Source organism: Paraburkholderia sp. BL27I4N3 (genome assembly GCF_003386115.1).
Taxonomy (GTDB): domain Bacteria; phylum Pseudomonadota; class Gammaproteobacteria; order Burkholderiales; family Burkholderiaceae; genus Paraburkholderia.
The window spans coordinates 2,882,805-2,898,527 of record NZ_QREJ01000001.1; the positions used below are offsets into that span (position 1 = coordinate 2,882,805).

Below are 15,723 nucleotides of genomic sequence, written 5' to 3' on the forward strand. Positions count from 1 at the left end.
GCGCTCAGATCACGCAAAACCCATGCGTGCCATCGCGTCCGAGTTGCGCGACGAGACCGTACTCCCATTCCAGATACGCGTTCATCGCTTCGCGCGCGTTGTCGGTGCCCTCATAAGGCCGCCGGTAACGATCGATGCGCGCCGATGCCATGCGTGTCTCGCCGCTCTCGACCGGCAAGCCCGCTTCGATCCACGCCGCCGTGCCGCCGCTCAGCACCTGCACCGGTTTGCCGGTCAATGCCGCAACGTCGGGCGCGGCGAAGCGCGCGAGCCGGCTGCTGCCGCAGGTGACCACATAACGCTGCGCATCCGGCAGCTTGTGCAGCGCCTTCGCGAGTTCGCTGCGAATCACGAACCACGCACCGGGAATATGACGCTTCACATAGTTCGCGCTGCTGGTGAAATCGAGCACGGCGGTGCCGCGCGATTGCAGCAGCGTCACCAAGCCGGCCGGCGTGAGCTCATCGGCGTCGGGCGGCGTCGGAGCATGGCGGACCGCGGGCGCCGATCCCTTCTCGCCGAAGTCCGCGGCCATCAAACCATCGACGACATATACCTCGACGTTCATCTGCGCGAGCCACGACGCGGTCATGTTCGCGCGCACGCCGTCATTGTCCGCGAGGATCACGCGCGCGCCGCGCACTGGCGCGAACATGTCGGTTTCCTGCACGAGCTGGCCGCCCGGCGCGCTGCGAAACCCCGGCACGTGGCCCGCTTCGTATTCTTCCGGCGTACGCACGTCGAAGCGATATACGGTGCGTACCGCTTCGCCGGCCCAGCGGCGTGCTTCGTCGCGTGACGTGCGGCCCACCCTCGCGCGATCCGCCACCGCGCGTGCGGAATCGGCAGCCGCCAGACGCAGCTGATCGTCGGCAATCGGTTCGAAGCGGCGCGAACTGCCGTGCGCCAGCGCCTGGCCGGCCAGCGTCCAGCCGATCGTGCCGTTGCGCAGCGCCGCGACCGGATTCGGCACGCCCGCGTTGATCAACGACTGCGCCCCGACGATGCTGCGCGTGCGCCCTGCGCAATTGACGATGATCCGCGTCGCCGGATTCGGCGCAAGCTGACGCGCGCGCAGCACCAGCTCCGCGCCGGGCACGCTGATGCTGCCGGGAATATTCATGGTTTGATATTCGTCGAAGGGGCGTGCGTCGAGCACCACCACGTCCGCTTCCTGATCGAGCAGCGCCTGCACCTGCGGCGCCGTGAGCGACGGCGTATGCCGCACGCTTTCCACCAGTTCGCCGAACGCCTTGCTCGGCACGTTGACGTCCTGGAACAGCTCGCCGCCGGCCTCGCGCCAACCTTGCAAACCACCTTCGAGCAAGGCAACGTCGGTATAGCCCAACTGGTCCAGACGGCGCGCGGCACGTTCTGCGAGTCCTTCGCCAGAGTCGAATACGACGATCGGCACGGCCTGGCGCGGCAAGCGCACGGGCGCGTCGAGTTCGAGCCGCGACAGTGGCAGATTGGCGGCAAACAGCGGATGACTGCGAGCGTGCGGATCTTCCTCGCGCACGTCCACGAGCGCGATTTCCTCGCGATCGAGCAGTGTGCGGCGCACGTCTTCGAATGATCGGGTACGAAATGCCTGAACGAAACTCATGAGATGAAGGACTCCTTTGCCACATTCCAGATGTTCGGCAACACGTCGTTCGCGTAGCCGGAGATGAGCGGCTTGCGGGCGCACCGCCCGGATAGACGGACCGCGTGTCACCGCACCGATATTTGCACCGTACACGTGAATGCTGATCGACGTACGGTCACTAAACGCGTCGCTCACACGATGAACATCACCGGTGCAAGGCGACACCGCATCCACGGCGCCGGCGTCGAACTGCCTGGCTGCGGCTGTTTTTCGCAGTGTGCTGTCTTCGGCGGTACGGAGATGCTGCGCAATTTCCGCGCCACGCGGCGCGTGGATCAAGCCCACACGGTGTGATCGACGAGCGCCGTAATCCGGCCGGCGAACTCGCGTAGGCGGTCCGGCCATCAGGGCCTGGGTCATCGATAGTTGAGAAGACAGGTTTGGATGGCGCTGATCGACGGCGCTCACGCACCACGAGCGAGTGCGGCGTTGAAGGTGTCGGTCAACAACAGTGCGACACATCGGCACGCCCTTCGATCACGGCGCCACGTGCGAAGATATCGGCCACCTGCTGCTCGCTCGCGCTGCGATGCGGGTTTGCATGTAACGCCTAATCGTCTCCAGTTCGCCGTTTCGCCCTTGCCACGCCTGCGCGAGCAAACCCCCTTTCAAGAACGTGGACATCGCGACGCCGTCAGCAGAAAAGCGCAAGCTTTGGGAGAATGCCCCATCGCGCGACAGCGCCGGAAACAACAAGTGAACAGACAATGATCCCCTTCTCGGTCCTCGACCTTTCGCCGGTCACCGCGGGCGCCACGCCGGCCGACGCGTTCAGGAATACGCTCGACCTCGCCCAGCACGCGGAAAACTGGAACTATCGCCGCTTCTGGCTCGCGGAACATCACAACATGACGGGCATTGCCAGCGCCGCGACTGCGGTGGTGATCGGCTATGTCGCGGGCGGTACGAAAACGATCCGCGTCGGCTCGGGCGGCATCATGCTGCCGAACCATGCGCCGCTCGTCATCGCCGAACAGTTCGGCACGCTCGCGTCGCTTTATCCCGACCGTATCGACCTGGGCCTCGGCCGCGCGCCCGGCACCGATCAGAGCACCGCGCGCGCGTTACGCCGCGACTTGCAAAACAGCGCGGACTCGTTCCCTGACGACGTCGTCGAATTGCAGCGTTATTTCGCCGACCCCGTGCCGGGGCAGCGCATTCGCGCCGTGCCGGGCGCAGGCCTGAACGTGCCGCTGTGGCTGCTCGGTTCGTCGCTCTTCAGCGCGCAACTCGCGGCGGCGCTCGGTTTGCCGTTCGCCTTCGCCTCGCATTTCGCGCCGGATTACATGCTCACGGCGTTGCAGGTGTATCGCTCGCAATTCCGTCCGTCGGCTACGCTCGACAAGCCGCATGCGATGGTCGGCGTGAATCTGTTCGCCGCGGATACGAATGAAGAAGCGCAGCGTCTCTTCACCTCACTGCAGCAGCAGTTCATCAATCTGCGACGTGGCACGCCGGGTGAGCTGCAACCGCCGGTCGAACGGCTCGAGGCGTCGGAGATGGAATTGAATGGCGTGGCGCACTCGCTCGCCTGCACGGCGCTGGGCGATCGCGATACGGTGCGCGAAGGCTTGAAGTCGATCATCGAGCAAACCGGTGCGGATGAGTTGATGCTCACCGCGCAGATCTACGATCACAAGGCGCGGCTGCGCTCATTCGAGATCGGCGCGCAAGTGCGTGAGGAGTTGGCGGGCGGCAAATAAGACCGGTAACTTCGTCGACGAATGCAAAAAGGGTAGCCGGTGGCCGCCCTTGTTTGTCGATCGGCGCGACTCGACCGCGTCATCAATTCAATGGTTCGCCGGCACCGCCGCGAGACCGTCCAGCAGTGCTTGATGAAACGCCTGCGGATCCTGCATCTGCGGCGCATGCCCCAGCCCGGCGAATTCGACTAGCGTCGCGTGCGGAATTGCCTTGGCGGCGGCTTTGCCGAGTTCCGGGTAATGGCCGATTTTCGCGCGTACGTCGGGAGGCGCAGCGTCCTTGCCGATCGCCGTGGTGTCCTTCTGACCGATCAGCAACAGCGTCGGCATGCTCAACTGTCCCAGCTCATACACCACCGGCTGCGTATAGATCATGTCGTACAGCAACGCCGAATTCCACGCGACGATTTGCTTGCCCGGACCGCGATACATGCCGGCCAGCATCTGCACCCACGGTTCGTAGTTGGCGCGCCACTGCCCCACGTAATAGGTGGACTGCTCGTAGCGGCGAATGCTTTCGGCGGTCGTCTTCAACTCGCGCTCGTACCACTGATCCACTGACAACGAGGGCACGCCCTTCGCCTTCCAGTCTTCCAGACCGATCGGATTGACCAGCACCAGTTGCTGCGTCTCGCGCGGATACATCAGCGCGTAGCGGATCGCCAGCATGCCGCCGGTGGAATGCCCGATCACCGTCGCGTCGGTCACGCCGAGCGATTCCAGCAACGCATGCGTATTGCGCGCGAGCTGTTGAAAACTGTACTGATAGTGCTCAGGCTTGCTCGACTTGCAAAAGCCGATCTGGTCCGGCGCGATCACGCGATAGCCGGCGTCGCTCAGCCGATGAATGGTCGCGTCCCACGTCGCCGCGCAGAAGTTCTTGCCGTGCAGCAGCACCGCTGTGCGGCCGTTCGCCTTGGCCGGCTTGATATCCATGTACGCCATATGCAGGGCCACCCCTTGCGAGGTGAAGTCGTACTGGCTGACCGGTGCCGGATAGTTGAAGCCCTGCAACTCGGGTCCATACGCGGGGCCGGTATCGCTCGCGATGTTCGTGGCGACTGAAGCGGCGGGGCTGCCCGGACTCCGTGCGTCAACGCCCGCGGACGCGGCGGCACTCGCAGGCGTGGCGGCGGAAGCCGCAAAAACGGCGGGCGCGGAAGCGGCAAATAGCGCACAAACGCTCAACGTGGCGAACAAGGACAGGCGGCGAAAACTCATCGAAGTTTTTTCTAAAGGGAAAGCACAAGAGGCATGCGGGGCAAACGCACGGCGCGAGCATCGCCGACACCCCGGCCGGGAGCGCACGATTCTACGACGCGCCGCCCGACTCTGCTGCCGCCGGCGCCGGCTGACAGCGGCACGGCGGTCGTGGCACGCATATTGCGGCTCGGCACCGCACGCTTTATATGTGTCGTGGCGCACGGATCGCCGCGGTGCAACAGGTGATCGTGCGCAAGGTGGGCGCTCGCGCGGCATCGGCACAATTCAGACTACTCGTCCGCGGCAAATCAGTGCTAGAACTAGCAGACGGGTCCGCGAAGACGGAGCCGGCGCGCAGCACGATTCATCAGTGGAGAGCAAGCGACCCACGCATCCGGGGCATACTAATCAGGAGACAGACATGGACACTCCGGCACGGCTGAACGATCTGCAACGCACCACCCTCGCCATCGTCCTTGCGGGCGGACGAGGTACGCGGCTCGGGCCGCTTACCAACAAACGCGTCAAGCCGGCGGTGCACTTCGGCGGCAAGTACCGGATCATCGATTTCGCACTCTCCAACTGTCTGAATTCCGGCATCCGCCGCATCGCGGTCGTCACGCAATACAAGGCGCACTCGCTGTTGCGCCACTTGCAGCGCGGCTGGAGTTTCCTGCGCGGCGAGATGGGCGAATTCATCGACTTGTGGCCCGCGCAGCAGCGTGTGGAAGGCGCGCACTGGTATCGCGGCACCGCGGACGCGGTGTTCCAGAACCTCGACATCATCCGCTCGATCCGGCCGAAGTACGTGGTGGTGCTGGCGGGCGACCACATCTACAAGATGGACTACACGCGCATGATCGCCGACCACGCCGAAAGCGGCGCGGATTGCACGGTCGGCTGTATCGAGGTGCCGCGCATGGAGGCGGTGGCCTTCGGCGTGATGCACGTGGATGAAAACCGCCGCGTGACCGCCTTCCTGGAGAAGCCCGCCGACCCGCCTTGCATTCCCGGCCGCCCGGACAAGGCGCTGGCCAGCATGGGCATCTACGTGTTCAGCGCGGATTACCTGTATTCGTTGCTCGAAGAGAACATCTCCACGATCGACACCGATCACGACTTCGGCAAGGACATCCTGCCGCGCGTCGTTACGCAAGGCATGGCGATCGCGCATCCGTTCAGCATGTCGTGCGTGTCGTCGGATCCGAACGTGGAGCCGTACTGGCGCGACGTCGGCACGATCGACGCTTACTGGGCCGCCAATCTCGACCTCGCCTCCACCATCCCGACGCTCGATCTCTACGACCGCAACTGGCCGATCTGGACGTACCAGGAACAGTTGCCACCCGCCAAGTTCGTGCGCGACATGAAGGGGCTGCAAGGCTCGGGCAATAATCTGATCGTGTGCGGCGGCTGCGTAATCTCGGGCTCGCAGATTTCGCGCTCGGTGCTCTCGTCGAATGTCAAAGTGAGTTCATTCTGTAACATCAATGAGGCAGTCTTGTTGCCGCAGGTCACCGTCGGCGCGAGCTGCCGGCTGCAGAAAGTGGTGATAGACCGCGGCTGTGCGATACCGGAGGGCACGGTGATCGGCGAAGATCCGGTGAGCGACGCCGAGCGCTTCTACCGTACCGAGGACGGCGTCGTGCTGGTCACGCCGGAGGCGCTGAAGCAGAAGATCTAGCCAGGGCCGGCTGCCGCCGGCTCAGCCGCGCCCAACCCGAACCAACAGGACAGAGACTGAGCCTATGACGATTCGCGCCCTGCACGTCGCAAGCGAGCTGTATCCCCTCCTCAAAACGGGCGGTCTCGCCGACGTCGCGGGCGCGTTGCCGCCTGCGCTGATCGAGCGCGGCGCCGATGTGCGGGTCCTGTTGCCAGGCTTTCCGGCGGTAGTCGCCGGCTTGACCGACCTGACGCCGGTCGCGCAACTGGGCCGCCGCTTCGACGCGCCGGGCGTCACGCTCGAACGGGGCACGCTGGCGTCGAACGGCCTGGTCGTCTATGTGATCCGCGCGGCCACGCTGTACGACCGGCGCGGCAATCCGTATCTGAATGACGAGCACGTGCCCTACGGCGACAACGCGCAGCGCTTTGCGCTGCTCGGCTGGGTCGCCGCGCAACTTGCGCAGCAACTGGACCCGGCGTGGTCGCCGCAGATCGTTCACGCGCACGACTGGCACGCGGGGCTCGCGCCGGCCTATCTGAAGGCGGCCGAACGCCAGCATGGCAGGCCCTTCGCCCGCAGCGTCTTCACGGTGCACAACCTCGCGTATCAAGGCGTATTTCCCGCGCACCAGTTCGGTCAGCTCGGCCTGCCGGACGATTTTTTCAGCGTGCATGGCGTCGAGTTCTACGGGCAAATGTCCTTTCTCAAGGCGGGCCTCTACTACAGCGACCGCATCACCACGGTCAGCCCGACCTATGCACGCGAAATCCAGACGCTCGCCCAGGGTGGCGGCCTCGACGGTTTGCTGCGCCATCGCGCACACGATCTGAGCGGCATTCTGAACGGCGTCGACTACACGGTCTGGTGTCCCGGCACCGATACGCTGCTCGAGAACCACTACAGCGCGACGCGGCTCGCCGGCAAGCTCGCGTGCAAGGACGCGCTGCAAAAACGCTTCGGCCTCGCGCAGAAAAGCGACGCGCTGCTATTCGGCGTGGTGAGCCGGCTGACCGAGCAGAAAGGCCTCGACCTGCTGCTCGAAGCCGTGCCGGAAATCATCAAACACGGCGGGCAGCTGGTCGTGTTCGGCACCGGCGACCCGGCGTTGGAGAACGGTTTGAAACGCGTCGCGCAGTCGCACCCTGAGTCTGTGGCGGTGGAGCTGGGATTCGATGAAACGCTCGCGCATACGATCGTCGCGGGCAGCGACGTGATAGCGGTGCCCTCGCGTTTCGAGCCGTGCGGCCTCACGCAACTGTATGCGCTGGCGTATGGATCGCTGCCGCTCGTGCATTGCGTGGGCGGTCTCGCGGACACGGTGGTGGATGCGTCGCTCGAAAATCTCGCCGACGACCTCGCCACCGGTTTCGTGTTCGAACGATTCGAACCGAAGGGGATCGGCGCAGCCATCCGCCGCGCCTTCGCGCTCTATGGGCGCCGTACCGAATGGAAGGCGGCCCAGCGGCGCGCGATGCGCCAGGACTTCGGCTGGGGCGCCTCGGCGGAGCGTTATCTGGCGTTGTACCGCGAGCTCGCGTGAGTTGAAAAAAGCCGTTGAGCAAGCAGCCCCGCAGCATTTCGGGAGCCGGGGCTGACTTCGCAGCCGTCCTCCGCCGCGTGCGCGTGTGATGGTTCGGCGCAACAACTCGGGGACGGATCGACTCGCGCGCGGCAAAGTCATGTATTGTTTCCTGACAATGCAGCGCGTGCGGGTTTCCTGCACCATCTGAAGCATTCCTGCCGCATGAGGCGTCCGGTGCTTGCCGGATCGCCGCCGCGGTGCACCCTTCCCGTTTTCATTGATCGCGCAGACCCGTTGCGCGGGCCATACCATGACCAAAAGCGTTCTGAGCATCCAGTCACATGTCGTCTTCGGTCACGCCGGCAACAGCGCGGCGGTGTTTCCGATGCGTCGGCTCGGCGTCAACGTCTGGCCGCTCAACACCGTGCAGTTCTCGAACCACACGCAATACGGCCATTGGACAGGCAGCGCGATCGACGGCTCGCAAATGGAAGATCTGGTCGACGGCATCGGCGCGATCGGCATGCTGCCGCGTTGCGACGCCGTGCTATCCGGCTATCTGGGCACGCCCGAACAGGCGCAGTCGGTGCTGGAGATCGTCAAGGCCGTGAAGGCCGTCAATCCGCGCGCCTGGTACTTCTGCGACCCGGTGATGGGCGCGGCGAGCGGCTGCAAGGTGGAACCGGGCATCCAGGAGTTTCTCGTGCGCACCATGCCCGAGATGGCCGACGCCATGGCGCCGAACCACACAGAATTGCAGCGCCTCGTGGGGCGCGAGATCGATACGCTGGAAGAAGCCGTGACGGCATGCCGCGAGCTTATCGCACGCGGGCCGAAGCTCGTGCTGGTCAAGCATCTGCTCGATCGAAACAGTCCCGCCGACCGCTTCAACATGCTGGTCGTCACCGAGCGCGAATCGTGGATGGCGCAACGCCCGCTCTATCCGTTCGCGCGGCAACCGGTGGGCGTGGGCGATCTGACGAGCGCGGTGTTCGTCGCGCGCACGCTGCTCGGCGATTCGATTCGCGCGGCCTTCGAGCACACGCTCGCCGCCGTGAACGCGGTGGTCAAGACGACTTGGCAGGCTGGGCGCTATGAGCTCGAACTGGTGGCCGCACAGAATGAAATCGCGCAGCCGCGCGAGTGGTTCGATGCGTGGGTGGCGGATACGGCGTAGGTGGCGTAGGTGGCGTAGGTGGCGGGCGCGCACGACGTTTCAGGCAATCCTCAGCGTTAGCAAAGCGCAGATTCGAGCAGCCCACGCAAACCGTCTCTGGTGCGCGTCGTGGCAATCGATTCTTGCCGCGTCTCTCGACTGTCAGCCGGCCGTCCTATAATGCGTGCCGCGTGGACAAGGCACCTGCCTGACCGCCCGCAGCGCATTTTTCAGGCATCCGGCATTCAGTTTTCAGCAGACGAGGCATCGATGGACGGTTATATCCGCAGCGAGCGGGAAGAATTTTTTGAGCAGTTGTGCATCAGCGTCGACGCCGACGAGGCCCACGAACAGGAAGCGATCGAGCTCTTCGAGAGCCAGTTCGACCAGGCCGACTTCGATCCCGCGCAGTGGCTCGACATCGCTCTGTACTATTCGCCGGCGGTGGCGCGCGGCATCGTCGACATGGTGACGCCGGACGACAAGGCGCGCAGCAATATCGCCGAAGTGATCGCCGACAACCTCGACATCTCGTACGGCGAAGACGAATGCCAGCAGTTCGCCGAGACCATCGAATTCGCGCTGAACAACGGCGTGCCGGTGGATATCGACCTTGTGCTCGACGGCTGCCAGCGCGCCCTCGACGATCTCGACACATGGGCCGACGAAGACACCAAGGCGCCGCTCCTGCGTCTGCGCGAGGAGTTGTTGCGCCAGCAAGGCGAGCGTTGAGCGGCCGGTTTCGAAGCCGTTACGAGTTTCCATTCTGACAGGCGGCAGCAACCTTGCTCCGCTAAACCGCGGCGGCCACGCTGCCCGCGCATTGTTCATATGCAGCAATCCGCACCCGCGCGCCCGCGCCGGGACGCCGCCAGCCAACGCGCTGCGCGGGTTATGCCGAAATGCTCATTCAAAGCGCCTCGAACTGCCAAGACGGTGGCAAATTGGCTTTCTATATTCGCGCCAGATTGATCGCCGCTTGAACGCGAATGCGCGCAAGTGCGCGCATTCCCGCATTGTTCAAAGCGACCGATCATTCGTAGTCTCTCGATGCGCGCCATGCGAAGTCCATGCGCGCGCGTCGATCCAGCGTTACCGCCTTGCCGCTTTCACTACCTGAAACTGTCGATGGAAGGAGAGACCATGAGTCTTCGCTACACGCTGAAACCGCTTGCCCTGTTCGTTGGTGCTATCTTCGCCATCGCGCCGCCGGCCAGCTTCGCCGACGACCTGCCGGTGAAGATCGGCTTCGCCGCCCCGCTGACCGGCGCCAACGCCGGCTACGGCAAGGACCTCGAAAACGGTGTCCGGCTCGCAATCGAGGAAGCCAACGCGCAAAAGATCAAGATCGGCGACAAGGTGGCGCAATTCCAGATCGTCTCCGAAGACGACCAGGCCGACCCGCGCATCGGCGTGCAAGCCGCGCAGAAACTGGTCGACGCGGGCGTGTCGGCCGTGGTGGGCCACTTCAACTCGGGCACGACGATTCCCGCTTCGCAGGTCTACGAGCAAGCCGGCATTCCGGTGATCGACCCGGCCGCCACCAATCCGATCATCACCGGACGCGGCTTCGCGAACACCTTCATGGTGATTTCCACCGACGCGCAGAACGCCGGCAACGCAGGCGTCTATGCCGTGGAAGTGACCAAGGCCAAGCGCATCGCGATCATCGACGACCGCACCGCGTTCGGCCAGGGCGAGGCCGACGAGTTCGAGAAAGCCGTCAAAGCGCACGGCGGCAATCTCGTGGCGCGTGAGTACACCGACAACAAAGCGGTCGACTTCAGCACGCAGATCACCAAGATCAAATCGACCAATGCCGACCTGATCTTCTTCGGCGGCCTGGACACGCAGGCCGCGGGCTTCGCCAAGCGCATGAAGCAGCTGGGCATGAACGCGCAACTGGTGGGCGGCGGCGGCGTGATGGATCAGGACTTCATCAAGCTTGCGGGCGATTCCGCTGAAGGCGTGATGGCCTGGGAATATGGACGGCCCCTCGCACAGTTGCCGGGCGGCAAGGATTTCTCCGCGAAGTTCAAGAAGCGTTTCGGCGTGGATATCCTGTCCTATGCGCCGTTCGGCTATGACGGCGCGTGGGCCGCGATCAAGGCGATGCAGAAGGCCAAGTCCAGCTCGCCGAACGACTACAGGCCCGCGCTCAAGGCCATCGATTTCGAAGGCGTAACCGGCAGGATTTCCTTCGACAACACCGGCGCGTTGAAGAGCGGCGCATCGACGCTTTATCAGGTCAAGAATGGAGCGTGGGTGCCCATCGTGACCAAGAGCGGAAGTTAAGCCAGGTTCCGATTCCGGCACGGTTTGCTCGTTTGCGCCGTGCCGGTGGAATCACTGTGGCTTCCTGGAATTGGCGACCTTGACCACCAGTTCGGCATCCAGGTCTCTCTGGATTCGCACGAGATCGTCGTGCATCCCGGCGAATTCACTCGCTGAACACATCTGATGATCAAAGGCGGCGCGCAGGTGCCGCCTGACCTGCAAGACCCGCGCGGCCGGATCGTAGACGTAGCTGGATGAAAAGATCAGAAAGCGGTCTTGCACCGCCGTGTCGGACGGCAAATCCGTCACTCGTACGAAGCGCGGCAGCGTCATTTCCAGGGTCTCGTCGAACTCTCCGCCGATGCACGTCCAGGGCTGAGTTCTCGCAGGCTCCGCGAGCCACGCCTGCACCTGCGAGCCCATGCCGCCGGAGAAACTCGTCAACGCGGGTACGGCCGTGGTGCCGTCAGTCCAGACGAAGTGTTCCACCTTCCCTTGCATCGACGTGGCGAATGGTCCGGTCGTGGCGCCGAGATCCGCCGTGCGCAATTGCGTCGTGCCGTGCAAACCCGTCTGCAATAGACGGTTCGCGGCGATCTGCTGCGTGCGTTGCCGCGTCGAGCGCCGAAAGGTATTGCGCTCGATTTCGGCGGTAAAACCCGCGTCCTCGACCCGGTAAGCGTAATTCGCCGCGCCGCTTTCATCGATGTCGATCTGCACGCGCGCGCTGCGTTCGCGCGACTGCGTGGCCGGCGTGCGCGACAGCACGCCCTCGCCGACCAGCAATACCGGCCGGTCCATCACGCCCGGAGGCAGATAGCCGAACGCCGTGCCGCCCGCCGTCGTGTCCGCATACAACGACAACTCAGGAATCCAGACGATCGCATGGTTGATCGCGCTCGATCCGTAGCCGGGCACGTCCGGCAAACTGTAGTACGGCCCGAGGTTGAGCAGCACCGCCTCGCTACGGATGCCGACCGCGGCCAGCAACGCACCGTAGAGCGCGACGTGGTCCTTGCAGTCGCCATAGCGGTTGCGCAGGATGTCGGTCGCCTTGTGCGGGATCGCCGCCGTTTCGCCAAGAAACAACGCGACGTAGCGGATATTCAGACGCATCCAGTCGTAGAGCCGTTGGGCCTTCACGCGCGGATCGTCGGTGCCGGCGCTCAGCGCTTGCGCGAGGCGGACAATCGCCGGATCGCCAGTCGTCGCGTCGGTTGCGGGGCCGCGATAGCGCGCGGCAAAATTCGCGAAGTCCGGCACTGTCGATACCATCAGGCGATCGCCCCAGTTCGCGTAGCCAACCGCGCCCGCTTCGAGCGGCGCATACGCTCCGTGCTGGTAGTCGAACTCGTAGCGGGTACGGCCGTTTGCCGTGACCGGCGGCACGGCGACGTAGCCGCGCGCGTCGGCGTAAAGCGGCACGTCGGCGGGCAGATCGAAGATCAGGCGCTGCAGTTCGACCGGGTCGCGCGTCGGCTCGACGAGGTACGCGAAGGTGCCCGCCTGCAAGGGCTTCGTGCGCGTCTTGCGAAACGCCAGATGCACGCGCGAGCCCGGCTCCACGCCTGGGAAGATCACCGTGCGCAACACGCCGTCCTCGAAACTCGGCGCGCCTGCCGAGCGCGGCTCCTGCACGTCGCGGATCGCCTCGGGACCGACCGGATGCGCCACGCCGTTCACGTCGATCGTTTCGGCGGCCAGCAACTGCACCTGCTCGATGTCCTTGTTGAACCACACGTAGCGTTGCGCGATATCGTCGACGCCGCTCGTCGTATTGGCGCGCAGAACGGTGTCGTCATGCTCCTCGACGGAGCCGTCTTTCTGGATCGTGAAGAGATGGACGTCGCGCTCGATCGTGGAAGGCGCGCGATCGTCGCCGGATGCGGTCGACGCGCCGTCGTCGGCGAACGCGCTGAACGCGACGCACGCGCCCAGCGCCGACCCACTGGCCAGCCTGAGAACAAACGCCATGCACCGCGTCATGTGCGCCGCGCCCTGCCCCGCGCGCCATCCTGTCGACTACGGGCAAGCGCCCGCTGCAGCGTGACGGCAATTTTCCCCAAGATGCACCTCGGCTGAGTCCGTATCGTGGTTTTAGCACATGATGGCCTGCGCGATCCGGCCTCGCTGCGCAGACGCCGATCGATGCGACGGCACGCCGATTCGATGAACCTCTATCGGCATCACTCGGGATTCGTTCCGTCGGACCGGCGTGGCGCTCGCGCAGGATCGCGTATGTGGACATTCGCAGCCGAGCTTCACGGCCGCCGCAGGAGTGCCTATCAGCCGGCGTAAGCGAGTACTGGCTCGCGGCGCGCCGCCTCATTCCGTCTCGCCGAGTTGCCCAAGCAATGCCTGCAATCGCTCGACGTGCCTGAGCAGCAGATGCCGATGCTTTTCGATCTGCTCCAGCCGTCCCGCGAGGTCGGCCTGGATCGGGTCGTCGAGATCGGCGGCGGCGATCACGTCCTCCACCTTGGCGCGCATCGTTGCCAGTTCGACCGGCGCGTGCGTCAGATGCCGCTCGAAACGCCGCACGTCCTGAATCGCCAGATCGCGGACCTTGCGAAAATACGCCTGACGTCGATGCGCTTCCGCGTCGAGGATTTCTTCCTCGACGCGCCTGGCCGGCCCCGGCTGGCCGAAAATCGGTTCGGGCGGCCGCAGCACCGACTTCTTGCGCACCGGATGCGCCGTGCCCCGAAACCGCGCGAGCGGCTGTTCATTGTCGATCGCTTCACGCGCCTTGAGCGGGACGTCCTGCTCGGTATGGGGCACGTTCATCCAGCCGCCCGGCAGTCCCGTGACCGCTTCGATGCCGCGCACGAATTCCTCGCTGAATTCGCGCTGGCCCGACAACATCAGTTTCAGATAGCTCGCGGAGAAGGTCATCATGCGCGCGAGTCGTGTCGCCGCGCCGACTTCGCGAGTCAACAGCACCAGGTTTGCTCGCCAGACCGGGAGCAGCAATTCGTCGGAATCTTCCATCGCTGGGTCTTCCATCTTTTGCCCGCTGTAGAGATCGCACGCTTGCGCGCGTTATCGTTTTGAAAGGGTAGACGCTTCACCGCATGGCGCGCAATCCCGGAATGCCGTTGCGTGAGCGCCGATCTGTCGTAAATACACGCCACTGCGCGATTGCGCGGCGTTGGCCGTCATCCATTGCCGGTGGCGGCTCGCAACGATCGTCGTGCTGAATTGACACCTGCGTTTGCTCAGCGTTCCTCCGCTCCACGCGCGCGATGTGGCATGCTTGCGAGCGGTCGCGGCACGCCCCGTGCTGAACCGTTCGTACCCCAACACCGATTTAAGGATTCTGTAATGAAGAAGATCGTCCTCGCCATCGCCGCAGCCGTCGCAGCCCTGAGCGCCATCGCTCCCGCACAAGCTTATGAGCATCATCATCATCCTGAGTGCCACAAGGTGCGCGTTCATCATCACTGGGAAAAACGCTGCCATTAATGGCGGTGCCACGCTCTGACCGGCACGGCACATCGTAAAGCCCCGCTCAATGCGGGGCTTTTTTTGCCATCGAGTCGATGCGGAGCAGGCAGATTGCTTCAACGCGCTCTATACGTTCTGCGCGAAAACGGCAGCATGCAATCACGGACACATGCTGTTACACCTTTGCGGTGTCAGCCGACGCGCCTCACCGTGCCGCGCAGCTTGCGTGGCGATCGTGAAGCGCGTGGAAAGGAAGAGAAAACGAGCGGCGCGTCACGCCGTTCTGACGCGTTCCAATGCTTTCACGACGAGCGCTTCCAGCAGAGGTTCCACTCTCGCGGCGAGCGATTCGTCATACGCATACGGCAAGTGCTCTTCCATATACGTGATCTGCGAAAGTTCGAGCTGCAGTGCATGCACGCCTTGCGACGGCCGGCCATACTCGCGCGTGATATAACCGCCCTTGAAGCGCCCGTTGGCGACAGCCGTATAGCCGCCGTCGTGTCGCTCGACAGTAGCGGCCATCTCCTCGGCCAGTCCCGTCGCCGCGCTCGCGCCGTTCGAGGTGCCGAAATTGAAATCGGGCAGGCGTCCCTCGAAAAAACGCGGCACGTGCGAGCGGATCGAATGCGCTTCCCACAGCAGCACCTTGCCGTGTTTTGCTTTCAGCGCCGCGAGTTCGCCTTGCAGCGCCTCATGGTAAGGCTTCCAGTAAGCCTCGCGACGACGCGCGACTTCGGCCTCGTTGGGCAGATGGCCGTCCAGATACAACAGTTCCTTGTCGAACGTATCGACGGGCAAAAGTCCGGTGGTGTCCTGGCCCGGGTACAGATTCGCGCCGTCGGGCGGACGGTTCAGGTCGATCACATATCGCGCGTAGGTCGGCGCGAGAATCGACGCGCCCATGCGTTTTGCGAACGCATAGAGACGGTCCAGATGCCAGTCGCAATCGTCGGTGCGCTGCGCGGCGGGCGTCATCGTTGCGGCGATGTCGGCCGGAATTTGCGTACCCAGATGCGGAATCGAAATGAGCAGTGGCAGGCTTCCCTGATGCAGCGAGAAGACCGGCGGAGTGTTCGAAGCAGTCATGTCAGTCCG

At 64.2% G+C, this 15,723-nt stretch carries 13 protein-coding genes; 8 read left to right on the top strand and 5 right to left on the bottom strand.

Annotated elements, in window-relative coordinates:
- Window positions 1-4 precede the first annotated feature (4 nt).
- Window positions 5-1,606 carry a rhodanese-related sulfurtransferase gene (locus B0G71_RS13200; RefSeq protein ID WP_116148574.1) on the bottom strand — a complete coding sequence of 534 codons (1,602 nt, stop codon included), beginning with the start codon at window positions 1,604-1,606 and terminating at the stop codon, window positions 5-7.
- Between the two features lie 180 nt (window positions 1,607-1,786).
- On the opposite strand from B0G71_RS13200, the gene B0G71_RS41350 reads away from it, so the two are divergent.
- Window positions 1,787-1,942: a hypothetical protein gene (locus B0G71_RS41350; RefSeq protein ID WP_181916769.1), complete on the top strand. Its 156-nt coding sequence runs from the start codon at window positions 1,787-1,789 to the stop codon at window positions 1,940-1,942.
- Between the two features lie 413 nt (window positions 1,943-2,355).
- Window positions 2,356-3,351, top strand: coding sequence for an LLM class flavin-dependent oxidoreductase (locus B0G71_RS13210; protein ID WP_116142340.1), 996 nt, complete (start codon window positions 2,356-2,358; stop codon window positions 3,349-3,351).
- An 87-nt stretch (window positions 3,352-3,438) separates the two neighbouring features.
- Here the strand turns inward: B0G71_RS13210 and B0G71_RS13215 are convergent, their stop codons facing one another.
- Complete coding sequence (locus B0G71_RS13215; protein ID WP_116142341.1) at window positions 3,439-4,572, bottom strand: alpha/beta fold hydrolase; 1,134 nt, start codon at window positions 4,570-4,572, stop codon at window positions 3,439-3,441.
- 403 nt (window positions 4,573-4,975) lie between these two features.
- Here B0G71_RS13215 and glgC point away from each other — a divergent pair, with 403 nt between their 5' ends.
- The 5 genes from glgC to B0G71_RS13240 all read left to right on the top strand — a co-directional run bounded on the left by glgC (window position 4,976) and on the right by B0G71_RS13240 (window position 11,196).
- Entirely contained in the window at window positions 4,976-6,238 is a 1,263-nt protein-coding gene (gene glgC / locus B0G71_RS13220; RefSeq protein ID WP_116142342.1) for a glucose-1-phosphate adenylyltransferase, read from the top strand.
- Between the two features lie 64 nt (window positions 6,239-6,302).
- Complete coding sequence (gene glgA / locus B0G71_RS13225) at window positions 6,303-7,763, top strand: glycogen synthase GlgA (protein ID WP_116142343.1); 1,461 nt, start codon at window positions 6,303-6,305, stop codon at window positions 7,761-7,763.
- Window positions 7,764-8,055: 292 nt separating this feature from the next.
- Complete coding sequence (gene pdxY, locus B0G71_RS13230) at window positions 8,056-8,922, top strand: pyridoxal kinase PdxY (RefSeq protein ID WP_116142344.1); 867 nt, start codon at window positions 8,056-8,058, stop codon at window positions 8,920-8,922.
- A 249-nt stretch (window positions 8,923-9,171) separates the two neighbouring features.
- Window positions 9,172-9,633, top strand: a complete 462-nt coding sequence (locus B0G71_RS13235; RefSeq protein WP_116142345.1) for a hypothetical protein — start codon at window positions 9,172-9,174, stop codon at window positions 9,631-9,633.
- Between the two features lie 411 nt (window positions 9,634-10,044).
- Complete coding sequence (locus tag B0G71_RS13240) at window positions 10,045-11,196, top strand: branched-chain amino acid ABC transporter substrate-binding protein (RefSeq protein ID WP_106285960.1); 1,152 nt, start codon at window positions 10,045-10,047, stop codon at window positions 11,194-11,196.
- 51 nt (window positions 11,197-11,247) lie between these two features.
- Here B0G71_RS13240 and B0G71_RS13245 read toward each other — a convergent pair whose 3' ends face one another.
- Entirely contained in the window at window positions 11,248-13,164 is a 1,917-nt protein-coding gene (locus B0G71_RS13245; RefSeq protein ID WP_116142346.1) for a DUF3857 domain-containing transglutaminase family protein, read from the bottom strand.
- A gap of 339 nt (window positions 13,165-13,503) precedes the next feature.
- Complete coding sequence (locus B0G71_RS13250; RefSeq protein ID WP_106285958.1) at window positions 13,504-14,169, bottom strand: hypothetical protein; 666 nt, start codon at window positions 14,167-14,169, stop codon at window positions 13,504-13,506.
- A gap of 333 nt (window positions 14,170-14,502) precedes the next feature.
- Between B0G71_RS13250 and B0G71_RS41355 the strand changes: the two genes are divergently transcribed.
- The gene (locus B0G71_RS41355) at window positions 14,503-14,643 is read left to right on the top strand and encodes a hypothetical protein (RefSeq protein ID WP_166679090.1); all 141 of its coding nucleotides are present in this window, start codon (window positions 14,503-14,505) and stop codon (window positions 14,641-14,643) included.
- Window positions 14,644-14,898: 255 nt separating this feature from the next.
- Here the strand turns inward: B0G71_RS41355 and hutG are convergent, their stop codons facing one another.
- Complete coding sequence (gene hutG / locus B0G71_RS13255; RefSeq protein WP_116142347.1) at window positions 14,899-15,714, bottom strand: N-formylglutamate deformylase; 816 nt, start codon at window positions 15,712-15,714, stop codon at window positions 14,899-14,901.
- Window positions 15,715-15,723 lie beyond the last annotated feature (9 nt).